The 23,729-nt window shown below is 38.6% G+C and carries 31 protein-coding genes and 1 pseudogene; 4 read left to right on the plus strand and 28 right to left on the minus strand.

All coding sequences use genetic code 11. The features are described 5' to 3' along the window. Window positions 1-93: 93 nt before the first annotated feature. On the minus strand, window positions 94-1,596 hold the full coding sequence (locus AC1UFB_RS15680; protein ID WP_100347808.1) for a malate:quinone oxidoreductase: 1,503 nt from the start codon (window positions 1,594-1,596) through the stop codon (window positions 94-96). A 383-nt stretch (window positions 1,597-1,979) separates the two neighbouring features. On the opposite strand from AC1UFB_RS15680, the gene AC1UFB_RS15685 reads away from it, so the two are divergent. Beyond that, complete coding sequence (locus AC1UFB_RS15685) at window positions 1,980-2,336, plus strand: YunG family protein (RefSeq protein WP_100347809.1); 357 nt, start codon at window positions 1,980-1,982, stop codon at window positions 2,334-2,336. A 10-nt stretch (window positions 2,337-2,346) separates the two neighbouring features. Further along, window positions 2,347-2,664, plus strand: coding sequence for a GNAT family N-acetyltransferase (locus AC1UFB_RS15690; protein WP_100347810.1), 318 nt, complete (start codon window positions 2,347-2,349; stop codon window positions 2,662-2,664). 341 nt (window positions 2,665-3,005) lie between these two features. On the opposite strand, the gene AC1UFB_RS15695 is transcribed toward AC1UFB_RS15690, so the two are convergent. The 5 genes from AC1UFB_RS15695 to AC1UFB_RS15715 form a co-directional block, all read right to left on the minus strand. Beyond that, complete coding sequence (locus tag AC1UFB_RS15695) at window positions 3,006-4,364, minus strand: IS1182 family transposase (protein ID WP_144594447.1); 1,359 nt, start codon at window positions 4,362-4,364, stop codon at window positions 3,006-3,008. 142 nt (window positions 4,365-4,506) lie between these two features. Then, window positions 4,507-4,665, minus strand: a complete 159-nt coding sequence (locus AC1UFB_RS15700) for a hypothetical protein (RefSeq protein ID WP_157803603.1) — start codon at window positions 4,663-4,665, stop codon at window positions 4,507-4,509. 20 nt (window positions 4,666-4,685) lie between these two features. After that, window positions 4,686-4,949, minus strand: coding sequence for a hypothetical protein (locus AC1UFB_RS15705; RefSeq protein WP_061785123.1), 264 nt, complete (start codon window positions 4,947-4,949; stop codon window positions 4,686-4,688). Window positions 4,950-5,321: 372 nt separating this feature from the next. Next, entirely contained in the window at window positions 5,322-5,702 is a 381-nt protein-coding gene (locus AC1UFB_RS15710) for a YidH family protein (RefSeq protein ID WP_239429281.1), read from the minus strand. 95 nt (window positions 5,703-5,797) lie between these two features. After that, window positions 5,798-6,088, minus strand: coding sequence for a rhodanese-like domain-containing protein (locus AC1UFB_RS15715; RefSeq protein WP_051567203.1), 291 nt, complete (start codon window positions 6,086-6,088; stop codon window positions 5,798-5,800). Window positions 6,089-6,191: 103 nt separating this feature from the next. On the opposite strand from AC1UFB_RS15715, the pseudogene AC1UFB_RS15720 reads away from it, so the two are divergent. Next, window positions 6,192-6,659 (plus strand): annotated as a pseudogene (locus AC1UFB_RS15720) (manganese catalase family protein). Between the two features lie 39 nt (window positions 6,660-6,698). On the opposite strand, the gene AC1UFB_RS15725 reads toward AC1UFB_RS15720, so the two are convergent. Next, complete coding sequence (locus AC1UFB_RS15725; RefSeq protein ID WP_328100673.1) at window positions 6,699-8,165, minus strand: glycoside hydrolase family 1 protein; 1,467 nt, start codon at window positions 8,163-8,165, stop codon at window positions 6,699-6,701. A 145-nt stretch (window positions 8,166-8,310) separates the two neighbouring features. Between AC1UFB_RS15725 and AC1UFB_RS15730 the strand changes: the two genes are divergently transcribed. Further along, window positions 8,311-9,045: a MurR/RpiR family transcriptional regulator gene (locus tag AC1UFB_RS15730; RefSeq protein ID WP_482589474.1), complete on the plus strand. Its 735-nt coding sequence runs from the start codon at window positions 8,311-8,313 to the stop codon at window positions 9,043-9,045. Between the two features lie 166 nt (window positions 9,046-9,211). Here the strand turns inward: AC1UFB_RS15730 and AC1UFB_RS15735 are convergent, their stop codons facing one another. The 21 genes from AC1UFB_RS15735 to AC1UFB_RS15835 form a co-directional block, all read right to left on the minus strand. Next, entirely contained in the window at window positions 9,212-9,856 is a 645-nt protein-coding gene (locus AC1UFB_RS15735; RefSeq protein WP_482589475.1) for a phospholipase D-like domain-containing protein, read from the minus strand. Between the two features lie 106 nt (window positions 9,857-9,962). Then, complete coding sequence (locus AC1UFB_RS15740; RefSeq protein WP_025911278.1) at window positions 9,963-10,220, minus strand: DUF1292 domain-containing protein; 258 nt, start codon at window positions 10,218-10,220, stop codon at window positions 9,963-9,965. A 194-nt stretch (window positions 10,221-10,414) separates the two neighbouring features. Further along, window positions 10,415-10,975 carry a 3D domain-containing protein gene (locus AC1UFB_RS15745; protein ID WP_025911279.1) on the minus strand — a complete coding sequence of 187 codons (561 nt, stop codon included), beginning with the start codon at window positions 10,973-10,975 and terminating at the stop codon, window positions 10,415-10,417. Window positions 10,976-11,516: 541 nt separating this feature from the next. Continuing rightward, window positions 11,517-11,714 carry a hypothetical protein gene (locus AC1UFB_RS15750; protein WP_061785118.1) on the minus strand — a complete coding sequence of 66 codons (198 nt, stop codon included), beginning with the start codon at window positions 11,712-11,714 and terminating at the stop codon, window positions 11,517-11,519. A gap of 235 nt (window positions 11,715-11,949) precedes the next feature. Next, window positions 11,950-12,177 carry a GNAT family N-acetyltransferase gene (locus tag AC1UFB_RS15755; protein ID WP_328100841.1) on the minus strand — a complete coding sequence of 76 codons (228 nt, stop codon included), beginning with the start codon at window positions 12,175-12,177 and terminating at the stop codon, window positions 11,950-11,952. 235 nt (window positions 12,178-12,412) lie between these two features. Next, complete coding sequence (locus tag AC1UFB_RS15760) at window positions 12,413-12,745, minus strand: hypothetical protein (RefSeq protein WP_482589476.1); 333 nt, start codon at window positions 12,743-12,745, stop codon at window positions 12,413-12,415. A gap of 98 nt (window positions 12,746-12,843) precedes the next feature. Beyond that, window positions 12,844-13,164, minus strand: coding sequence for a YbjQ family protein (locus tag AC1UFB_RS15765; protein ID WP_025907946.1), 321 nt, complete (start codon window positions 13,162-13,164; stop codon window positions 12,844-12,846). Further along, window positions 13,145-13,345 (minus strand): hypothetical protein, encoded by a 201-nt coding sequence (locus tag AC1UFB_RS15770; RefSeq protein ID WP_025907947.1) that lies wholly within the window; start codon window positions 13,343-13,345, stop codon window positions 13,145-13,147. Before AC1UFB_RS15770 ends, AC1UFB_RS15765 begins: the two co-directional genes overlap by 20 nt. Continuing rightward, window positions 13,338-14,267, minus strand: a complete 930-nt coding sequence (locus tag AC1UFB_RS15775; protein WP_482589477.1) for an alpha/beta hydrolase — start codon at window positions 14,265-14,267, stop codon at window positions 13,338-13,340. Before AC1UFB_RS15775 ends, AC1UFB_RS15770 begins: the two co-directional genes overlap by 8 nt. 1 nt (window position 14,268) lies before the next feature. Beyond that, window positions 14,269-14,511 (minus strand): hypothetical protein, encoded by a 243-nt coding sequence (locus AC1UFB_RS15780; protein ID WP_157803604.1) that lies wholly within the window; start codon window positions 14,509-14,511, stop codon window positions 14,269-14,271. Between the two features lie 217 nt (window positions 14,512-14,728). Next, window positions 14,729-15,250 carry a TcaA NTF2-like domain-containing protein gene (locus tag AC1UFB_RS15785; RefSeq protein WP_078989716.1) on the minus strand — a complete coding sequence of 174 codons (522 nt, stop codon included), beginning with the start codon at window positions 15,248-15,250 and terminating at the stop codon, window positions 14,729-14,731. Between the two features lie 153 nt (window positions 15,251-15,403). Then, on the minus strand, window positions 15,404-16,369 hold the full coding sequence (trhO, locus tag AC1UFB_RS15790; RefSeq protein ID WP_482589478.1) for an oxygen-dependent tRNA uridine(34) hydroxylase TrhO: 966 nt from the start codon (window positions 16,367-16,369) through the stop codon (window positions 15,404-15,406). 155 nt (window positions 16,370-16,524) lie between these two features. Continuing rightward, on the minus strand, window positions 16,525-17,502 hold the full coding sequence (locus AC1UFB_RS15795) for a quinone oxidoreductase family protein (RefSeq protein ID WP_061786252.1): 978 nt from the start codon (window positions 17,500-17,502) through the stop codon (window positions 16,525-16,527). Between the two features lie 273 nt (window positions 17,503-17,775). Next, complete coding sequence (locus tag AC1UFB_RS15800; protein ID WP_482589479.1) at window positions 17,776-18,642, minus strand: acyl-CoA dehydrogenase family protein; 867 nt, start codon at window positions 18,640-18,642, stop codon at window positions 17,776-17,778. Window positions 18,643-18,659: 17 nt separating this feature from the next. Next, on the minus strand, window positions 18,660-19,061 hold the full coding sequence (locus AC1UFB_RS15805; RefSeq protein ID WP_025907954.1) for an acyl-CoA thioesterase: 402 nt from the start codon (window positions 19,059-19,061) through the stop codon (window positions 18,660-18,662). A gap of 33 nt (window positions 19,062-19,094) precedes the next feature. After that, a complete protein-coding gene (locus AC1UFB_RS15810; protein WP_025907955.1) occupies window positions 19,095-19,970 on the minus strand; it encodes a 3-hydroxyacyl-CoA dehydrogenase family protein in 876 nt (291 codons plus the stop codon). A gap of 4 nt (window positions 19,971-19,974) precedes the next feature. Then, window positions 19,975-20,547: a TetR/AcrR family transcriptional regulator gene (locus AC1UFB_RS15815; RefSeq protein WP_062686886.1), complete on the minus strand. Its 573-nt coding sequence runs from the start codon at window positions 20,545-20,547 to the stop codon at window positions 19,975-19,977. Window positions 20,548-20,577: 30 nt separating this feature from the next. Beyond that, a complete protein-coding gene (locus AC1UFB_RS15820) occupies window positions 20,578-21,351 on the minus strand; it encodes an SDR family oxidoreductase (RefSeq protein WP_025907957.1) in 774 nt (257 codons plus the stop codon). Then, on the minus strand, window positions 21,329-21,685 hold the full coding sequence (locus tag AC1UFB_RS15825; RefSeq protein ID WP_482589480.1) for a hypothetical protein: 357 nt from the start codon (window positions 21,683-21,685) through the stop codon (window positions 21,329-21,331). The genes AC1UFB_RS15820 and AC1UFB_RS15825 overlap by 23 nt, the downstream gene beginning before the upstream one ends. Before the next feature lie 119 nt (window positions 21,686-21,804). Beyond that, window positions 21,805-22,758 carry a heme o synthase gene (gene cyoE, locus AC1UFB_RS15830; protein WP_025907958.1) on the minus strand — a complete coding sequence of 318 codons (954 nt, stop codon included), beginning with the start codon at window positions 22,756-22,758 and terminating at the stop codon, window positions 21,805-21,807. Window positions 22,759-23,107: 349 nt separating this feature from the next. After that, a partial coding sequence (locus AC1UFB_RS15835; RefSeq protein WP_482589481.1) for a sulfite exporter TauE/SafE family protein occupies window positions 23,108-23,729 on the minus strand: 622 nt, incomplete at its 5' end.

The following is a 23,729-nucleotide window of genomic DNA, read 5'->3' on the forward strand; positions in this document are numbered from 1 at the left end:
ATAAATGTTTGTATTTTGATGGAGATGGCTTCGCCATGCTTTATAAACGATTAGATAATGGAAAATTACTTCTTTTCTAACTATAGTATTCTCTCAATTATAAACCGATTCCTTCTCACTCAAGCCAAGCGTATGCGAAGTTGAAGCATGAATCTTCTCGAAAAACGCCGGATTGTCAGAAAGCGACATGCCGTATGATGGAATCATTTCTTTAATTTTTGACTCCCAAGCGTTCATTTGATCTGGGAAGCATTTTTCTAATACTTCAAGCATGACGTGAACAGCGGTTGAAGCTCCAGGTGATGCACCTAGAAGCGCAGCTACCGTTCCGTCTGAAGAGCTTACAACTTCTGTACCAAATTGAAGCGTTCCTCTTCCGCCAGCTTCAGTGTCTTTAATAACCTGTACGCGCTGACCAGCTACAACAATATCCCAGTCTTCTCCTTTTGCATCTGGAATAAATTCACGAAGCTCTTCCACACGCTTTTCATTAGACAACATAACCTGTTGAATTAAGTATTTTGTAAGGGCCATTTCTTTAACCCCAGCAGCAAGCATTGTTAAGATATTGTTTGGCTTCACTGAGCCAATAAGATCTAAATTCGAACCTGTTTTTAAGAATTTTGGTGAGAACCCGGCAAATGGTCCAAACAGCAGCGCTTTTTTGTTTCCAATATAACGCGTGTCTAAGTGAGGTACTGACATCGGTGGTGCACCCACTTTTGCTTTTCCATACACTTTTCCATGATGCTGCTCGATAACCTCCGGGTTGTTACAGACCATGAAGAGTCCACTTACTGGGAATCCACCGATACGCTTTGACTCAGGAATACCTGTTTTTTGTAAAAGCGGTAAGCTCCCTCCACCAGCTCCAATAAAGACGAACTTAGCTTGATGGTATTCAGTTAAACCCGTATTTAAGTTTTGAACTTTAAGCTCCCAAAGTCCATCGCTTGTACGTTTAATGTTTTTTACGCTATGTCGATAGTTAAGCTCTACGTTTTTTGTTTTCAAATGATCAAATAGCATGCGCGTTAAAGAACCAAAATTGACGTCTGTCCCCTCATCAATTTTAGTTGCCGCGATTGGTTCAGTTACCTTACGACCATTCATAATAAGTGGCACCCAATCTTTTAACTTGTTTGGGTCATCTGAAAATTCCATTCCTTTAAATAGCGGATTCTTTGAAAGCGCTTCAAAACGCTTCTTCAGAAAGGAAACATTTTGGTCACCTTGTACTAGGCTCATATGTGGAATCGGCATGATAAAGTCTTTAGGATTACCAATTAAGTTACTATTTACGAGATAAGACCAGAACTGCCTTGATAGCTGAAACTGTTCATTAATATTTACTGCCTTTGTAATATCGATAGATCCATCTGCTTTTTCAGATGTGTAGTTAAGCTCACATAATGCAGAGTGCCCCGTTCCTGCATTATTCCATTCGTTTGAACTTTCTTCTCCCGCGTCTGTCAGTGACTCAAATACTTTAATTTCCCACTCAGGTGCCAGCTCTTTGAGTAACGACCCTAAAGTCGCGCTCATAATGCCGGCGCCTATTAAGATAACGTCTGTTTTTGTCTGTACGTTGCTCATGATAACCTTCCCCATCCCCTAAATTTTCAAAAAAGATGTAGATGTTCCCCTTCTTAATTAGCTAAACCGAGATGCGATGTAGGAACCTATCTTTTTCGTCACTACTATAACTATATCACAGTCTAATTGTATGATGATTAGAAACTATTCAAAAGTGATGAAAAAGTAAAAAAATTTCGCATCTAAAACACCGAAATCACTTTTAAATAGAGTGTTGATAATAATATCATACTACAACTGTAGCATCTTTTTCCAAACATTTTAATAAGTAAAACGTCTTTTATGTGCATTTTGTTCATTTTATTCACTAGATTTTGTCTTTATCTAGCAATATCCTACATAATCAGGTATAATATAGAAAATATTAACAACGGAGGTTTTGTGTGAATGAATTAAATATTGATATCGCCTCCCTATTTAGCGTATTCACAAGGGCATGGTCGCTCCACTCTAGCTCAAAATGGACGAAAGAAAATCCAGCCAAAGGTCAGTGTGGGGTCACATCTTTAGTAATCCACGACTTGTTTGGAGGATATATTGTAAAAACACCCGCTGCTGAAGGTTGGCACTTCTACAATCGGATTAATGATGAATACTACGACCTAACCGCTTCGCAGTTTAATCAACCTATATCGTATCAGCATATTCCTTCAAGTCGCAGTGAAGCTTTTCAAGATACAAATGCCCAACAGTATGTCTACTTGAAAGAACAGGTTAAAATAAACCTTCTACATAAATGAGGTGAAGTAAGTGAATGATGTTCCTATTATCCAAGGTGAAAAAGTAATACTTCGTCAACCCATTGATCGTGACGTTGATGATTATCTTCAAATAGAAACACATCCAGAGCTCGTCCGAATGTATGGTGGTACCCCTTCAGATATTCAGCCCAAAACAAGAGAGCGTACATTAAAATTTGTCGAAGCTATTCGTAAAAACAAACTTGAATGGTGCGTAGAATATAACGGCCGCTTCGTTGGTCAAGCCAGACTTATGATGAATGAATACGACAACCGTGCCCGCTACGCGATTAGCTTATTTGATCCGTCTGTTAAATTATTTAGATGATGTAGACATTTCAAATGAGCAAGGGGTGGTAGTTTCAAACGGCGCAATCTCGAAATCTGGTTATGGTGACGGAATGTATGAGGTAAAAGTAAAATATAATTGATTAAAAGAGATTGTTGGAGTGATGATTGTTTTTGAAGATGAGGAATAACGTTCTTCATCTTCCCACAGGCTAGCACCCGTGTTTCTTTTTTACTACGTGTTAACAAACCAAAAAGGAAGATAAACATTCAGTTTGTCGACAAAAGGGGTTCGGAATGGTCTCATTCCGAACCCCTTTTTAGCTTTTTATGGGATTTGAAGCTATTTAATAAAAAGACAGACCTCTTCGAGTTCATCATTTAGGCCATTTTTGGACCTTGCCACGTCCAGTTGGCCATCTTCTTCAGGTTCATGGCAGCGAAAGTAAGCATCGCCTGCATCGACAATTTTTTAAGTCCCCTTAACGTTGTCCAACGCATGCCATGCTTTTCTTTTCCATCTGCGAATACACGCTCAATGGTTTCTTTACGTTTGGCATAAATCTCTTTCACCTCTGCGTGATAGCGAAGATGGTCTGCCTCTTCTACGTATTCCTGCCAAATATGACGCGTCACCACTTTCTGGTGGTCTTTACTCTCCGTACATCTGGCTAAAAATGGGCATGTCGCACAAATCTGTTTTGGCGATTTGTACTCCCGATATCCTTCTTTATTCGTTGTCGAGTAGGCCAAGATCTCACCTGCCGGGCAAAGATAACAGTCAAAGTATTCGTCATACACATAGTCATGTTTTCGGAAAAAACCTTTTTTCGTACGTGGTCGTGTGTATGGCAAGGCAGGGGTCATCCCCTGTTCCAATAAGTAACGGGTAATCGCAGGAGTTTTGTATGCGGCATCTGCGGCGACCGCTTCAGGCTTTCCGACTCTCTCGATGACCTTTCCGACCAATGGCTCTAAAATCTGACTATCATGTGTGTTGCCAGGTGTGACCATGGTGCCAAGCACAAAACCGTTACGATCCGCGGCTGCGTGAAAAGAATAGGCGAACTGCTTCGTCCGTTCATCCTTCACATAGTAACCACTCTCTGGATCGGTGGTGCTTTCTTTGATTTCTTTCTTCTCTTCCTTCTCAAACTTGTCCGGAGGAAATGGTTTTTTTCCGTGATCTTCCCGGTCCTGGTTAATCTCTTCTTGAAGGCGTTCTTGATACGCGCGTGTCTCTTTGCGAACGACTTTCTTTTCAAATTTGCGTTTGTTCGCACTCGCTTTAACATGGGTCGAATCCACGAAAACGTGCTCGGCACTGATTAGCTTTTTCTCGGCAGCTTCCTTTAAGATGCGATAGAAAATCTGTTCAAACAGATCGGTATCTTTAAAACGGCGTTCATAGTTTTTTCCGAACGTAGAGAAATGAGGTACTTTATCGTGGAAACCATACCCAAGGAACCAGCGATAGGCCATATTGGTTTCCACTTGTTCAATCGTTTGGCGCATGGACCGGATTCCAAACGTGTATTGAAGGAAGGTCAATTTAATTAAGATGACAGGATCAATACTGGGACGACCGATTTCTGAATACATGTCCTTCACCAAGTCATAGATGAACGAAAAATCAAGTGCTGCCTCTATTTTACGAACCAAGTGGCTGGCCGGTACCAATTGATTTAACGTAATCATTTCTAATTGATCTCGTTGAATGGGATTATGTTTCGAAAGCATGTCAATCACCTCAAGTTATGTAGTACTTCCATTGTAAAATAAAAAAGACTGTAGGCAAACTGGATTTCTTCCAGTTTGTCTACAGTCTGAGATAAACATTATCGTCCTTTTTGGTAATACTCGCTTACTGATTATGTATATGTTATTCGCTTTGCTTTTTAGGTGATGTTTGCAACTTTTCCAATGACTCAATCTGTTTATCAATTCCGCCTAAACCCTGCTCGATATTTGTTTTTAAACTATCGAAACGCTCCGAAATATCTTTTTTCATTCTCTCTAATTCTGCAATAATATCTTTCATCTTTTCTCCTCCGCTTTTCGTCAGTCTAACTCAACGTTTTTTGCGCTGATTCGAAATAATAAACCCGTAACTAGAAAAAGAACCGCTATGCTAAGAAATAAAACTCCTGCCAGTATTTGAAAGGGGCCGCTTCCTAAATGACTAAACGGATAAGGACCATTAATAACCCAGATATACCGGTCATAATCACTGTGAATAAAGCGATATAATAACAGCGGGCTTATTAAAAAGCATCCACCTAAGAGAAAAAACAAATTTGCAAAACTATTATAAAGAGCTTTCATTATGGTGCTGTCACCTCACAATCATTTGCTTTTCCACTTCTACTATCCATTTTTTCTATATAATGGCTTATCATTTAGTATTTTACAATCTTAGCATAAGTTTCTCATGCGCAGTATGATTCGATTGAACCATATCATCTTACTGTGATAAGTAGTTCAATTCCCTTTTGTAAACTTAAACATACTAGCCAGCACATGATACCTATTGCTATAGCAGCTATAAGCGGAAGGTGATGTTTCAATGCGATGAAGACACCAGCAAGCATGATGATAGTCGCAGGCAAACCAATGATAACACCCCATATAAACTGCTGAAGCTGATCGGATGATTGCCCTTGAACAGTTAATCATACTACGCTGTGAAAGCTCTTATTAAATGATAAAGAAATAAGTGCCAAAAATAAGCGAAATAATAATGACAAATACACCGAGAAGTACCATGCTGATGACGGCTGGGCGGAATGTCTGACTGTTAATGGCTTCAATCTTTCTCACATATGCCACAGCTGAAACAATAATCGTAACAATTCCTACTCCTACAGATAAAATGCCAATGATTGCTGCAAGTTGATCACCAAGCGGAGATAGTGTAGCTCGCATTGTAAAGTGTAGATTTGTTACTAAAAAACCCACACCAATAATTGAAATAGCCGTTCGAAGCCAAGCTAGAAACGTTCGTTCATTCGCGAGATGCTGCTGAATATACTTTGAATCTTTCGTTGTTTCTTTAGCTTTTATATCTTGATTACTCATCTCATCCCTCCTCCGTTTGATTATACTAGTAGCTTTAGTTTTTCTTGGGCTTGTTTATTAAATTCATTTTATCGTTTTCTATTTCCTGATTCATATTAATTCCAAGCATTCATTCCGCCTTTAACATTTGTAATGTGATTGAAGCCTTTCTTTTTAAGAAGCTTGCATGCTGCTTTACTTCTCATCCCGCTTTGACAAATAACAATAACTTCTTTGTCTTTTAATAAGCTGCTTGTATTTTGGTCAAGCTGTTGAAGAGGAATATTCGTAAATCCTCGAATTTTATTCCCTCGAAACTCTCCCGGTGTACGAACATCAATATATTGTTTATTGCGATCGTTTAGTTCTTGTTTTAAGGTTGCTGTTGAATTTTCATTATGTTTCATTATACGTTTAAGTTTGAGGTATTTCCTTTCCTATAAAAGATGTATATTCCTTACTTGTTTGAACACCCTAACGTAGTGTACATATCAGCTAAGGAGTGATATGATGTTTTTCCACGTAAAAGAACTTCAATATAAAGCAAAACCTACTCAACCAGATCCCGTTTATGCAAAGAAGCTTCAAGAAGTATTAGGCGGACAATACGGAGAAATTTCTGTTATGATGCAGTATTTATTTCAAGATTGGAATTGTCGAGGAGAGAAAAAGTATAGAGATATGCTTCTAGATATCGGCACAGAAGAAAGTAGAAGAACAAGAACAAGCAGCTCAAGACCCTGTTATTAAAAGTATTATGGGTGGAATGAATCCACAGCATGCAATTGTTAATGGTTTAGGAGCTAGTCCTAATGATAGTACTGGATATCCTTAAGTAAAGAAGGTAGATGGGCAAGTGGTCCTTCCATTGATGGACAAGGAGAGTTTTCATATATTGAAGAACCAAAAGCAACTGGACAAGCCCCTATTCTTAAGCCAGCTCCAGGTTGTATTCACGGAACGCCAAAAACGAATTAAATTAAAAGAGGCTGGGACAAGCCCCAGCCTCTTTCCTACTTAAAGCTCTTCTCCATTACTTCCAATCACGCGCTGATACCAATAAAAGCTATCTTTTTTCGAACGATTTAGCGTACCGTTTCCTTCGTCGTCAAGGTCCACATAAATGAATCCGTAGCGCTTTGACATTTCGGACGTGGAAAAGCTGACTAAGTCAATTGGCCCCCAAGCCGTGTAGCCAATGAGCTCTACCCCATCAGCAATAGCTTCTTTCATTTGTTCAATATGTTTTTTCAAGTAATCGATGCGATAGTCATCATGAATACTGCCGTCTTCTTCGACTTTATCAAATGCACCAAGTCCGTTCTCCACAATAAACAATGGCTTTTCATAGCGCTCATAAAACATATTGAGCAGGGTGCGCAAGCCAACAGGATCAATCTGCCATCCCCAATCTGATGCTTCTAGGTACGGATTTTTTAAATTAGTTAAAATATTGCCTACCGCTTGTTCACCAGCTGTTTCTGGTCTTGCTGACACCGTTGACATATAGTAACTAAGCGAAACAAAGTCTACAAGATTGTTCTTTAAAGTATGTTCGTCTTCCGGATGGATATCAAGCGCGATATCATGTTCTTTGAAGAAACGGTTCATGTATGCTGGATAATGACCGCGCGCTTGAACATCAGTGAAGAAAAACGTCTTGCGCTGATCAGTTAGCGCTGCGTGTACGTCTTCTGGGTGCGGACTGTCTGGGTAATTAATCATCCCGAGTACCATGCAGCCAATTTGAGCCTCTGGATTTATTTCATGGCATGCTTCTACCGCTTTTGCGCTTGCTACAAGCTGGTGGTGTGCTGCTTGGAACGTTGCTTCTAACAGCTTTCCTTCTTCAACCTTGTCTCGCAGCATGCCTCCGCTAATGAAAGGGCTCATTAAAATGGAGTTAATTTCATTAAACGTAATCCAATACTTCACCTTACCTTTATATCGTTCTAATACAGTTCTAGCATAGCGTGTAAAATGGTCAACTACCACGCGATTTTTCCAGCCTCCGTATTCAAGAGATAAGTGTAGAGGCATTTCATAATGAGACAGCGTTACAATCGGTTCAATATCATTTTTTCTTAATTCATCTAATAAGTCATCGTAATAAGCTAGTCCAGCTTCGTTAGGCTCTTCCTCCACACCGTTTGGAAAAATACGCGTCCACGCAATGGAAATGCGAAACGTTTTGAAACCTAATTCTTTAAATAACGCAATATCCTCTTTGTATCGATGGTAAAAGTCAATGCCATATCGCTTAGGGAAATGGCGATTTTCTTCGTCTGCTAATGCGTCTTTAACTTCTTTTGATGTCGGGAACGGCAGGTGGAGTTTCTTGCGGTCTTCAGGCTTAATTCGTTCAATCACATCGTCAACAGATAACCCTTTTCCACCTTCATCAAATGCACCTTCAATTTGATTCGCTGCCGTTGCTCCTCCCCATAAGAAATTGTCTGGGAACTTTAATGTTACGTTTGCCATATCTAAGCACCATCCTTTTATAATGTAGTGTAATTGTATATATTTTTGCTGTGAAAGAATAGGTTTCTTTGCAATTTAGACACGTGTCTCTCATAATGAAACTTGTTACACAATAAAAACATACTGTTACACAGGGAGATTAATTATGTTTTCAAGTGAAGTTATTTCAACGTTTAATGACTTAGATTATAACATCTACAATTATATTTTAAACAACGGTGAACAGGTCATCTATATGCGTATTCGAGACTTGGCAACTGCCACTCACGTATCTACCTCAACAATTTTACGTTTTTGTAGAAAAGTAGGCTGTGACGGATTTAGTGAATTTAAAGTAAAGCTAAAGCTGTATTTAGAATGCGAAAGCGAAGAAAGTGTAAAAGGAATGAAAGAGTTCGCGTATGAATTTATGGAGCGTACATTAAAGGGAAATCTTGATGAAGTTATTACCGAAGCAGCCCATGAGGTCGTAAGAGCTAATCATGTTCTCTTCGTTGGCTTTGGAAGTTCAGGTATATTAGCGCAGTACGGAGCACGTTATTTTTCAAGCTTAGGAAAGTTTTCAATTGCGATTAATGACCCCTACTTTCCCATTAACGCTCAGCAACTTGATAATAGTATTACCATTGCGCTCTCCGTGTCAGGAGAATCCCCGCAAACGGTGGATCAAGTCACGCGGTTAAAGGAAGAAGGAAGCAAGATTATCAGCATTACCAACACAAAATCCTCTACCTTAGCGCACCTATCGCATATTGTCATTCCATACTACGCAACGGAAGAGCGTAGAGAAATCGCGAATCTTCCACTTAACATCACTACTCAGCTTCCTGTCATGTACATACTTGAAGCAACGGCCAGAGAAGTATACAAGCTGACGTAATATGCGTCGGCTTGTTAAAAATAATAGTAAATCCATTCAGGCGTATTTACTAATAACTTTTCCCAGATAGGAATGTCATCAATATCTAACACTTGATTTTCGAGCGTTTCTCCCGTTGCGAAAACAAGCTGATAGGCTGATTGATTGTTCGAAGACGCCGTGTTGTTTAAAGAATGGGGGTTTTAGTAGCGCCCGTATCTTCTCCCCAATCTTTTAAAAACTGCTTTTCGATTTCATACGTACCGTTCCCTTGAATTCGAAGGTGATAATCACGCCAATATCCTAACTTTTCGTTGTTGCCTAAATACTCTTCTCCAATATTAAATCCGCCAATATAAGACGTATGGCCGTCAATTGCAACGAGCTTTCGATGATTTCGGTGATTTAAACTATAAAAAAGGTGAGGAAATTGCAAAGGTCGACTAAATGCAAACTCAATGCCACTCTCTTCCATCTCTTTAATTAATGATGATGAAATGTCTTTCCCACCAAAGCGATCCACCGAAAATTTGACGTCCACGCCATGTTTGGCTTTTTCTTTTAGTAATTCAATGAACTTCATGCTAATTGGATCATCTCGAAAGATAAAAAACTGAAGGTAAATATAGCTTTTCGCTTGTTTCATGTCTGTTAATAATGATGTATATAGCTTGCTTCCTTCTGGAAACATCGTTAGCTTTCCGGTATACGCTGTAGTTTCCGTGTATAGGTGAGCCTTCGTGTACTTTTTATATCCTTGTTTTACATCCCATTGAAAAAGCAGAAAAAAACAGGTAATCAAAAGTAAAATAACCATTAATTTCTTAAACATGCCCTACCTCTTATATCGTGTAGATACGTATAGAATTTGAAAGTGAGTGTGGTTTTATAAGCGGGAATATAAGGGAGCAAAAACCACAGCGACTGCCGTAGTTGATTTAATGCGTATTTTCAAATAAAGTAGAAATGCGTTCAAATTCTTCATCGTCTTCAATGCTAGCCCATTCGCCGTTTGGTTCAATGTGAAAGAAAAAGACGTCAATATCTTCTTCTGATTCAATCAATAGCTCTTCAACAAACGCAACAGCAACATACTCTTCTCCGTCTACGGTTAACTTTCCTAAAACTTCAACATCCTGTTCTTGTTCATTTTCATCCACAATGGTAAAAATCTCACCTGTATTCACTGTTTCCATTCGTATTCTCTCCTTTAAAAATATTTTGACCTTACTGTTTGTATACCCTGTATCCATTGTTTCATTCAAAGAGAAAACACAAAAAGCCTACTTATTTGGAATAAGTAGGCCATGAGAAACAAAGATTAATCAATAAAGCAAATGGTGACTTTAGTATACCATAGCAGAACACCATTTAGCTAATGATTTAAAGACTATAGAATGCGAACTTTGACCGTTTTACGTCCCCATTTTAATGCTTCTTTTTGATTTGGAATAAATACATCGATTTTGTTGCCACGAATTGCGCTACCTTTATCACCCGCAATTGCAGTACCGTAGCCTTCTACCCACACTTTAGAACCTAGTTTGATTACTTTTGGGTCAACAGAAATGACTTTTAAGTTAGGGTTTTTCTTTAAATTGATGCCCGTTGCGGTAATGCCACTGCATCCTTTGCAGCTTCCTGTATAAGCCGTAGCTGTCACCGTAAATTCTTTTTTTGCAGCAGGAGCAGGCGCTTTTGCTGCTGGCTTAGCTGACGTTTTAGCCGCTTGTGGCTTGGCTACTTTTAACACTTGATTCGGACGAATTGTTGCTGATTTTAAGTTATTCCATGACTGGATGTCTTTTACCGACACTTTATGTACAGAAGCAATTTTATATAATGTATCTCCACTTTTTACTTTATATGTAGTTGACGCCGCAGATGTTGCAGTCGCTGTTCCAAACAATGATAATAGAACTAAGCTTGACGTAATAATTAGTTTTTTCATCAAAATTTTCCCCTTTTTCCAATTCAGTAAATAAAGAATACTATAGTTTTATTACAGAATTATTTCAAAGGGTTATTAGTTTTGTTACAACTTGTCTAAATGGTGTCTTTTATGTCATATAACTTAGTCAAATTGACTCTTAAGAATTTATTTTAAAGTTTTTTTATTACATTATGATATCGTTTTTAATCAAATAGTCCCCGTTTTATTAGGACTTGTAGGATTATTAGGAAAAGTAAACAAAGTTGCTGCGTTTTCAGGTATTATGCTGAGCACTCTGATGATTGCGTATAAGCTTTGGTTTGTTCAGTTCTTTCTATTATAATGTCCAAACAAAAAAAGTGAGCATTGAGCTCACTTTTTTTACTTTAGGAATAAGAAAATATGTTGAGAAGATTATGTGTGAAAATGAATGTATTCATCTATATATTCGTATATCCTGTGCCTTTTACTAAGAAGATACTAGTAAAACTCATTTGTCGGGGAGACAAATAAAACCAAACAAAAAAACATCTGTTTGGTTAAGATGTTTTCCTATCGTTTATTGCACTTCGTCTTCTTCACTCTTTACATATTGAAAGAATGAATCAATCATTTCGTTTAAAAAATCATTACGATCATCAAAGTCCATGATTTCGAGAAACTCCACTAACTTCTTATCTAACTTAACGGAAGCTGGGGAATAATGCGAAGGGTTTTTCTTAGGAGTAAAAGGAATCACATTATCTCTATTTTTCATAAAACACCATCCTTTTAATATGCTTTACTAGTGTAAGCTTTCTATAAAAGAAAAGCAACCTCGTTTTAAGAAAGAAAGGCATTTTTATTTTTATGAAAAGGGTAGTTATTATGAATAAATTATGATATTGTGAAAAGGTTTTAAGTACTGAGGTTTTTAATATTGTTGTTTATTTAGAACATAGTTTAATAAAAATGAGTTCGTAAAAAGAATCAGTATTAACTCACTGATTCTTTTACTTTATTTGAAGAGTCATTTGAACGGTTTGTAGGAGATGCCCGTCAAAATCCTCATCAAACTCATCTGTAACTGTAAACCCTTGTGTACGATAAAAGGACATGCCACTTTGGTTTTCGCGCTCAACATGGACAATCACTTTTTTGACATGACGGCTTCCTTTTGCAAAAAGTGCTGTACCAATTCCTTTTCTTTGATAATCTGGCAGTAAGTAAATCGCTAGCAGCTCACTTTCCTATTTTTCATTAACTGGTGTAAAGTTTGCAAAGCGCACTACTTTAGTTTCTACGAGCGCTACCCACAGCTCCGATTCTTCCATCCGTTTTTTTCAACATTTCTGTACTGTATGCAGCTCGTAAGAAATTGTTTTGTACGTCCAAAGGGATAATGCCTTTATATGTATGATTCCAACTATCTGTGTATAAAAAACTGCCGATAGGAATTCCCTTCGGCAGTTTTTCTTATTCAAACGTGTATTCAACCGTTTGTTCAGGTGTAATTTCGTTATAGTCTTCGTCTTCAGTATAACCAAAAACTAGCTTAACAGAGTTGATATCTTCATTTTTTACAACAAAACCATCTGTATATTCTTTTTTAACTTTACCAATGAATTGTGAATCTGAATCTCCGTCATCAGAAATAAAATCTTTAAGTTGTCCGTCGATTTGTTCACCTTTATCGGTAACAACATTCATAATATCGTACCATTCAATATTGCTGTCAGATGTGTTTTCTGCAGTGTAATTAACCTGAACATAAGAAGTTTCCTCTGGGTTAATTTTTGTGTCAGACATCCACTCTAGACCTTCAGCAAACTCTTCGTCTAGATCTGTTAATTTAATTACTTTAATATCTTCAATTGTCACTTTTAATGGTGAAATATCGACTATTCTTAACTGTTAACTACCTTCACACCCGTTCCGTACGCCACAATTTCAGAAGCGTTACTGGCAATAGCTGAACTGACTAAACGGAAGCCGACAATGGCATTTGCTCCCTTTTCTTCAGCATCTCTAACCATGCGCGCAACTGCGATTTTTCGAGCATCATCCATCATTTCCGTATATTCTTTAATTTCTCCTCCTACAATATTCTTTAAGCCTGCTAAAATATCACGACCGATGTTTTTAGACTGCACCGTGCTTCCTTTTACATACCCAATTGTTTCTGTTACTTGATAGTTTGATACATTATCAGTAGTCACGATAATCATTTGGATCCTCCTCTTTTGTTTTCCGTTTTTTTATGATTAGTAAAGGAACTAATAGAATAATTGCCGCCACATAGTAGAGAAAAACCTGAAGGGCGAGCTTGGCATTTATAAATAAAAGAACAATCCCCGTCAGCTGTGCAATAACAGCAATAGTAAATATAATTAAAATCAGTTTATTCATGAGACTTCCTTCCTTGTATTTGTTTCGTAAGCCAGCTTCCCATTACGTCACATAGCTCTGGTGCAATCGGCTGTGAAAACGTCTGCTTATATTGCTTCAGCAGCTTCATCATGGAAGGCTCTTCTGTTTGTATTTTTAATACGTGATTCATATCTTTAATGATTACTGTTTCAATTGTAGGATACGGTTTTAGAGTTTGAAGTGCGTTAGGATCTGCCTGCACATCCTTTGATCCCGTTATAGCTAAAATGGGTATCGATAATTTTTCATAATAGTGATGCATATTTACCACCATATGCTCTCTCCACCATGCTGCATTCATGCGAACAAGCTGCACGCGCACAACGTCTTCTTTTGCTTCTTTAAAACGCTTGAAAAGCTTATCAGCTTTTTGTCGATCTTTTTCAATAACCTTTAGCTTTTGGAATAACCAACCTTTAAACCCACCTTGAGCCGAGATTTCTTTATAAGCTCGTTCTCGCTGATACTCAGTTGCTTCGATGAGGTTTTGTCCTGCACCAGCTAGCAAAATTAAGCCTATAGCATGAAGTTCTTCCGCAATAATTGTAGCAATCATTGCTCCTTCGCTATGTCCCGCAATAAATAGTTGCTTATCATCTACTTCAGGCTGATTTTGCAAAGCGTGAAAAGCTTCTTTTGCATCTTGAATGAGGTCTGTTAACGTCGTTTTGTAAAACGCGTCGAGATTTCGCTTGTCATAACGAAGTGTGACATATCCCATTTCTGTAAAGACCGCTGCTAAATCACGATAAACGTTGCTCGCAAACTTTTTGGTGTTTCCGTTATAATCTACTGGACCAATCCCGCTAATTATTAATACAGCTGGCTTCTTACCTGATTTCTCATCAGGAATTGTTAGCATGGCCTTAACAGCTGTAAGCTGAAGTTCTTTTTCCCGCATCTTAGTTCTCTCCTCTTTGACGTTCTGGAATAAATGAGACGGCCATCGTACGCATACGGCGATCTTCTCGTGGCTTAAGCTGATATTTATCTATCAGCTTTTTATAGTCTTCTAAAAACGCCTGCTGCTCACTCTCACTTAAATGAAGGGGAAGCTGGTGGTACCCAAATCCATCTTTCTCAAAATTAACGTCTCCCTCTAGATATGCTTCAAACTCTTTGGCGAGCATCGTGTAAAAGTTCATAAAATGCTGCAAGTGTTCTGCTTTAGATAAATGTTGAACTTCTTCTCCTGATAAAATAGCACTAGCCTGTGCTAACGCGTACGTTTTTTCAACCGTTCCCCTAATCTTTTGTGCTTTAATTGCCTCAATAACTTCCGCTTATAATGATTATTTAGAACATAGTTTTATTTATAAATATACTCTAAAAAGAAACCAGTTGCACGATTAGCTAACTGGTTTACGCTTCCTCTTTTATATCTACAATCATCAATTTACCATCTTTGTAGCTTGTAGTATACGATTTGTTAAACATTACTGTTTGTGAACCTTTCCCAGGTTCCGCTTGTTCAAAGGACTCTTCTACTTTAATGACGTACCCATCATCCGTTTTTTGAAGGCCCATTAGCTTCACGTTCAAAAGTTTATACGAGATCTTCTTTGAGTTTAGCTCATTGATTTTTGCAAGCTCCGCGTTGTATAGAACACTACCTTTTTTCAAAAACGGACTGATTTCTTTAATTGACCCTGCTGTAACGGCTTTTGCATAAGCCTCTGCATATTTCTTAATATACAAGTGGATATTTTCATCCACTGCTTGAACTGGAGGCTGCTTAATCGGTTGTGATGGTTTCGGCGTAGTCACCGTTTCTTCAACTTCTTCCTTGGGATTTGTGGGTGGAACTTGCTTTTTCTCGTCTGCCTGATCTTGGCATCCGGTCAATACAGCTGCTAGAGTGAAGATACCTATAAAATGCTTCATTCTTTCCACACTCCTTTCTTTTTCATTATTTTCCATTCATATCTCTTTCATTCCTGCTTTACCTGTAAAAAAATAAATGGTTTGTATGTAACTCATTCAAACCAAAAAAGCCCAAATCGTGTGAGATTTGAGCCTTAAATGAATGCTGTTTTTTTATGTTGTTGCTAGTTCTTGTACTTCTTTTACTCTCTGTGCAAATTCCTCGTCCGTTAAACCGTGCTCTTTTACATAGCGGTTACGAGGATTTACGCGACACTCGTGAGAGCAGCTGCGTAAATATTTGTGCTCGTTTTCTTCAGAAGCTAAAATCTTACGGTTACACGCTGGATCTGCGCAGTTTACGTAGCGCTCACAAGGCTGTCCGTCAAAGTGGTCTTTACCAACAATTACGTGTTCTTTTTGGTTTACAGGAACGCTGATACGCTCATCAAACACGTAGCACTGCCCGTCCCATAATTCACCTTGCACTTCTGGGTCTTTACCGTATGTTACAATTCCGCCGTGAAGCTGACTTACATCCTCAAAGCCTTCTTCTTTTAACCAGCCTGAGAACTTCTCGCAGCGGATACCGCCCGTGCAGTATGTTAAGACTTTTTTATCTTCAAACATTTCTTTGTTTTCACGAATCCAGTTTGGCAGCTCGCGGAAATTACGGATATCTGGGCGTACTGCACCTCTGAAGTGACCTAAGTCAAACTCATAGTCGTTTCGCGCATCAATTACAACCGTATCTTCCTGCTGCATTGCTTCGAAAAACTCTTTTGGACTTAAATAGTTACCTGTTGTTTCAAGTGGGTTTATGTCGTTTTCAAGACGTAATGTTACGAGCTCTGGGCGATGGCGAACGCGTAATTTTTTAAACGCATGCTCATCGGCTTCATCTATTTTGAAGACCATTTCGCTAAAGCGAGGGTCTTGCTTCATTACTTCCATGTAGCGATTTGTTTGTTCTACTGTTCCTGAAACTGTTCCATTAATTCCTTCAGAAGCTACTAAAATTCTTCCTTTTAGTTCAAGCTCTTCGCATAGCGCAAACTGCTTATCACGAAATTCCTCTGCGTTTTCAATTGGAACATACATGTAATAGAGAAGAACTCTATAAGGTTTGTTAGTACTCATTTTTTTGTTTCCACCTATCTGTTCATATTTGCAAGATATAATGCATATAGGTTGTTTTACATTGAAAATCTTACATTTACGTTACGATCTGTAACCTTATATATAATACTAAAAAAAAGAACATCTGTAAAATCAAATGTTCTTAGTTCGAAAATTTATGGTACTAAAATAAGTTTTCCTGTCGTTTTTCTTCCTTGTAATAAACGATGAACATGCGCTGCATCTTCAAGTGGATACGTTCCACCAATCAGCAGTTCAAGCTCGCCGTTTTTCATATAGGTTAACAGCTCTTGTAAACTTTGCTGATACAAACTAGGCTTTGCCATCATTTGTGGTAAAAAGAACCCCATTACGGACTGGTTTTTCTCCATCAGCCTTCCTGGATTAAATTTTACAGGCTGACCGCTTGCCATTCCGTAGAATACAAGACGGCCAAACGGCGCAAGACAATGCAGAGAATCGTAAAAAATGGACCCTCCAACCATTTCTAAAATTACGTCCGCTCCGTGCTTTGTTTCTTCCATCACTTTGTTTTGCCATCCTGCTTCCGTATAATTAATGAGAACATCGGCTCCTAGACGCTTGGCAATAGCAAGCTTTTCATCTGAGCTCGCTGTGGCAATTACGTTAGCACCAAACTTTTTCGCAAGCTGCACAGCAAGCGTACCAACGCCTCCTGCAGCAGCGTGTACCACAACAGTTTCTCCTTTTTCAATTCTCCCCATCGTTTTTAAAATGTGATACGCTGTTAAGCCTTGAAGCGGCAAGGCAGCTGCTTGCTTAAGATCAACTCCGTCCGGCAGCGGAATAAGACCTCTAGAATCGGCAAGCGTATACTCCGCATACCCTGTTGCTCGGTGTGACCCAAGCAGCGTAACGACTTTCATTCCAACTTTTATTCCTTCTACTTCTTCACCAAGCTCAACAACCTCTCCTGCCACTTCAGAACCAGGAATAAACGGAAGCGGCGTATCAACAACGTACGCTCCTTCTCTTCTAGCCGTATCAGCGTAATTAACACCAATCGCTTCTACTTTAATCAAAACGTCTTTCTTTTTCGGGACGGGTCTTGCCAAATTAATCACTCTTAGTACATCTGGACTACCGTATTGTTTGAATTGAATCGCTTTCATTTTTACTCCTCCTTTTTAGTTAACACGTATAGGGGTCTCGCCAACATTTCGGAAATTTTGTACGGTAAGCAGATAAAACTATAAAAATTGCCTATTATGTGTACGTTAAGACCTTACCAAAAAGGTATTAATCTTTAATAAACGGTACTTTGATTTTGGTAGTGGGTTTTGGGGCTGTGAATTGGTCGTTTTAAGGGTATACATGGCTTTATTTATCTAAGAACCATAAACGAACGTTATTAGAACATCCCTTTTATATCAACGGTTCCAACCTTAACGTACAATATTTCCGTTTTGCTGTCTGTACCCCGTATAACGATCGCTTTCAATCAATGAATCTGCCACTCTTCGCGTTTTAGTAAACGTGCCTTCGTATTGAAAATCGCTCATTACAGTCTGAAGTTCATAGTGAAGAGCTTGATGCTTTTTACCAGTAGCAATACCGTTAATAAGCTGCGTCGCTTCATCTCTTACCTCGCGCATCGTTAAATCCACTACTAGCTCTGTCAGATCAACTTTCAGCTGTTCGTTTTCTTTCCCATTTTTCCTGACTGCTTTTTCCGTTCGGATGACGGCTGATTCCATTGCATATAAACCAATAGCAAGGTTTGAAAGCTTCATTAAGGCTTCTTGCTCGTGGACTATATGCTCTTTTGCTACTTTTAATGCTTCACTTAAAAGTAATAGAAGAAGATAGCGCACTGTGTGAACAGCCTTCTTTTCAAGAGGGAGAAGGTCATTTTCTTCTTTTATAGCGCCATATGCTTGTTCAAGTGTTTCCTGATTTAAAACAAGCTCTCCACTTTTTACTTTTCGCAGAAAGTGCATCGGTAAGACCAGTCTATTAATCTCGTTTGTTCCTTCAAAAATCCGATTAATACGCGAATCGCGATAAACTGATTCAATTTCGTAATCTTGAATAAACCCAGCACCGCCGTGTAGCTGAAGCGCTTCGTCCACCACCGTGTCGAATGCTTCAGAGCTATATACTTTACACACTGAGCACTCCATCGCAAACTGACTAGCAGTTTGCGCGATTAGCTTTTGCTCACTTGTTAAGTCTTCTGGAGTGCACGCATCAGACGCAGCCTTCACTATGAACGTACCGCCAAACGACGATGGTTTTACGTCTTGAAACATTGTTTCCACTCCCTCTCTTAAACAGTTTGTAAATAATTCTGTAAAAACGCACACACGTCATCTGGAAGCGGTACGCTCTTTTGCAAGTCAAAATCGAAGTGAACAAGAACCGCTTCTCCTCTAGCAATTAACCTATTCGTTTTACTGTCCGTAATTTCGTGACCGATCGTAAAGCTTTTATGACCGATGCGCGTTACGTACGTGGAAACAACAAGTGTTTGATTAAAATACCCTTGGGCAATAAAATCACATTTGGTGGAAGCAATTAAATAAGCCCACTTGCTTGAATCCATTTTCACACCCATTTTTTCAAAGAAATCAATTCGCGCTTCTTCTAAATAAATAAAATAGCTTGTATTGTTAATATGACCCAGTGCATCTGTCTCGCAAAATCTCACTTTAATTTTCGTATCGCTCATGTTTAACCTCTCCTCTTCTTTGGTGATTGCTCGTTATTTTTTGATATGCTCTTTTTCATACGTATAAAACCCTTTTCCCGTCTTGCGCCCAAGCTCTCCTTTTTCTACTTTTTCTTTTAGGAATTCGGGAGGTAAATCGCTTGGATCTCCCGTTTCTGCATAGCGCTGATTCATTACGTAGTAGCCAACATCAATACCGGATAAATCCATTAATTCAAATGGTCCAATCGGATGATTAAGCGCTTTTTTACAAATTAAATCAATATCTTTGAAGTCCGCATAACCGTTTTCGTAAAGAAACATCGCTTCTTTATGAAGAGCGCCTAAAATACGATTAGCGATAAAACCAGAGATTTCTTTTTGAAGCAAGACTGCTGTACGATTCATTTGCTTACATACATTCATGGTAATCGCTGCTGTTTCTTGACTTGTTTTCTCACTCATGACAACTTCTACACAGTCCATGACTACCGGTGGGAAGAAAAAGTGCATATTTACGACTTTATCAGGTCGAGTCGTTGCAGAAGCTAGTAAAGAATTAACGATTGTCGAGCTATTGGAAGCTAAAATAGCGTGCTTTGGCGCATACTCATCAAGCTGAGCAAATACGCTTCTCTTTACTTCAAGCTTTTCAACAACCGCTTCAATCACAAAGTCAGTAGTAGAAACAGCTTCTTTTAAATCAGTAGTATACGATAGCCTAACAAGCGCTTCATCCTTTTGCTTTACGGTTAATTTCCCTTTATTAATCCACCGATTTAACAGTGTATGAAGCTGATTTCTTGCACTATTGAGTGAATGTTCATTCATATCGTGAATCGTAGTTTCATAACCTCCTAAAGCTGCTAAGATGGCAATTTGATGACCCATTTGCCCTGCACCTACAACTGTTATATGCTTAATGATCATTTTTTTATTCCCCTTTCAACTGTAGTCCATCTACTAGCATGTTATAAAAAATCGCTGCTACTTCTTGTGATGAACGTTCTCCGCTTGGCTGAAACCAAAAATAGCTCCAGTTTGTGATGCCTAAAATTCCAAGCGTTACGATATCTGCTGGCAAGTCCCCTCTAAATTCACCAGCTTTTATTCCAGCTTCAATTAGATCTTGAAGATTCATTTTAAACTGATCACGCTTTGGCACAATGCTTAAAAGGTGGTTATCACTCAAATGGCGCATTTCGCGAAAAAACACTTTAGCTCGCAGTCCCTCTTTTTTAATATCGTAAATTAATTTAAAAATCATCTCATAGAGTTTTTCTGCGCAAGACAGCTCATCAGCACGCAAAATGGTTTCTTGATTTTCAACTAAGTGCTCAATATATGAGCGGTGAATATCAAGCAGCACTTCTTCTTTGCTTTTAAAATAATAATAAAAGGTTCCTTTGGTCACGTTCAATTCATCTGCAATATCTTGAATGGACGTTTCTTTAAAGCCTTTCTTTGCAAATAGTAAAATGCTTGTTTCCATGATGCGCTCTTTCATTTTCTCCGCCGCCTTTTGAAATTTAATAAGTTATGTTGCGAGCAACCCCCCGTCTACAACTAGAACATCACCTGTGACGTAATCGGAAGCTCTTGATGCTAAAAAAACAGCTGCTCCCTTTAAATCAACGTCTGTACCAAAACGCTTGAGCGGCGTTTGTTCTAAAAAGTAATCTCTTCCTTCTCTCATCGTCATAGCCGCCATTTTCGTCGGGAAGAATCCTGGAGCAATTGCATTTACTTGAATGTTATGCTGTCCCCACTTTACGGCTAAATCCTTCGTAAACGTAATAACGGCTCCCTTACTTGTGTTATAGCCAATAGAATTCATATATTCTGGATGTGAACCTCCAAATCCAGCGACCGATGCGATATTGATAATCTTGCCTTTTTTAGCATGTATCATATGTTTTCCAGCTTCTTGAGCCATTAAAAATGTGCCTGTTACGTTTGTTTGAAGCACTTTCTGCCAAGCTTCTAAAGGCATCTCTTCCACCTTTGATCCCCATGTTGCTCCGCTGTTATTAACCACAATGTCAATTTTTCCAAACTGAGCAATGACCGTATCCACCACGTTTTTAACATCTTCTTGATTCGTGATGTCACACTGTATTGCTAACGATTCAACGCCTAGTTCTTTTATTTTTTCGGATACGCTTTCACAAGATTCCAACTTTCGAGAGCAAACGATAACGTGAGCACCCGCTTCAGCTAATCCGGTTGCAAACTGTTCACCAAGGCCTCGGCCTCCTCCCGTTACGATTGCGACCTGACCTGTTAGGTCAAAGAGCTCTTTCACATGCATCTTTTCCCCTCCTCGCAGAATTGGCTATACTTACTAACCGGTTGGTATGTTTCATATTTATCATATACCGAATCATTTTATAACAGCAAGTATTTTTTAGAAAATTTAAACAGTTATTATTTAAAAAAAGAGTTTGGGACATAACAAAATGATTGCTTCTAAGAGACGAACAATAGCTGTTCCAATCTTTTTGGTTTGTCTCAACACGTTCGTTCCATTGCGCTACGGCCACTCGCTTTCCGCGGGGAGGAACCTGAGCTTCCTCGCTGCGCTGCGGGATCTCCGTTTTCCCTCTCTTTCCCGCAGGAGTCGAGTGTCCTACGCTCCATTCCACCCTGTTTCCAACATTGTTTTCACAATCAACCAATAAACCTGAACGATTAAAAGTGAGAAACTCTCAATCGTTCAGGTTTATCATTGGCTGAATTACTTATGTCCCAGCCTCTTTTCGATTTAAATATTAAAGAAAATACCTATTAATGAATAGATAATAATTGTTGAAAATAACACCGTCATATGAATTAGTGAAAAAATAAACATTGATTTTGCCCATTTTTCTTTATCCATTTTTCGGTACCCCGTAATGCTAAGCACAAACCAAGCAACGCTTAATAGCAAGGCAACGAGCATTAAACCTATGCTTAACGTTCCGAATAAAAAGCTAATGACAACTAAAATTGCGAGGTAACTATTTGTTTGAATGTACGTGCGCTCAAACCCTTTAACTACCGGAAGCATTGGTACATTAGCTGCTTTGTACTCGTCATGTTTACGGATCGCAATGGCATAAAAGTGTGGCATTTGCCAAATAACAGTTACAACGAATAATCCTATAATGGCTGGATGAGTCACGTCTGGATAAATAGCTGCCCATCCGATTAACGGAGGCATTGCCCCTGAAATACTTCCGACTTCTGTATTATAAATTGTGCGGCGCTTTGTCCACATTGTATACGGAACCACATAAAAAAACAGCCCTAGAAATCCTAACAAGGCAGCGAGTGGTGTCGTTAATGCAAGAGCTCCAATTCCGAGAATGGCCATGCTGCTTGCAAGTACTAATACAAATGTTGGTTTCACTTCACCGGTTACAGTCGGTCTGCTTTTTGTTCTTTCCATAATGGCATCGATGTCGCGATCGTAGAGGTTATTAAAAGCCCCAGCTGCACCGATCACAAGGAAAGAGCCGATAAAAGCTAAAATAATTTCAGGAATATTATCAAACAGACTCATGTCATATGTGTACAAAGCTAAGGTTAACCCGGCAAACATAGGTATTAAATTCGATTTAATAATGCCTGTTTTAATGGTTTGGGATAAAATCGCCACAAACGTTTGCTTTGGTAACGATGCTTGTTCAGCATGATGATTTGTTTTTGTAGTACTTTGCATGATTGTTTGTTTCATTCCTTTGTCAATTTTACCGCCTTTGCAGTAAAAAAGTAGTTTTAAGTAGTCTCCTACTCCATGCTCTTCTTAAATAATAACAACTCACTATTTATTTGACTAACTTCTAAGAAGAAGCTCACAAAAAATACATTTTTGTACAAGTGTTAACCTATTTTGGTCTTTCCATTCTTTTAATCGTTAACAAACCCTTAGTCACAAAGCAGTTCTAATGAAGCAAGACGAACATAATATTTTTATTTTATCATAAAAATATTCATTTCGGATAGGTATTCATAGCATTTAATGACAAAATTCGACTTTTGTTCACATTTTCACAACAGAAAAAAGCGCAGAATAATTTCTACGCTCACAAAATATCAATCCATATTTTAATTGCCGTTGCTAAAATTAATAGTGCAAGAGCGATTTGTAAAACCTTTGTATTGATTTTTTGCCCTGCCTTTGCTCCAAGAGGAGAGGCGATTAAGCTTGCAATAACCATAATAAGAGCTGGACCGTAATCAACTTGCCCAGTCGTTACTTTTCCTACCGTTGCGCCAATTGATGAGATAAACGTAATGGCTAGAGAAGAGGCGATTGTCATACGTGTTGGAATTTTAAGAACAACAAGCATAATCGGTACCAATAAAAAGGCTCCCGCTGCTCCGACAATACCAGATCCTACTCCCACAATGAAAGCTAAGCCAGCAGCTAACCATTTATTAAACGTTACTTGATCAAGTGGCAGGTCATCAATGCCTTTTTTCGGAACAAACATCATAATAGCAGCGACTAACGCTAAAATTCCATATACGAAGTTAATACCTTCTTCTGACATCATTTGAGAACCAAACCCACCAATAAAGCTTCCGATTAAAATGCTAGCTCCCATATAAAGAATAAGGTTTTTGTTTAAATAACCTCCCTCTATAAATGTTGATTTATCAACGGTTTGAGCCGTTGGTGGGGTGTCAAAAAAATATTTTTCG

Source organism: Priestia sp. KCTC 13724, assembly GCF_056820425.1.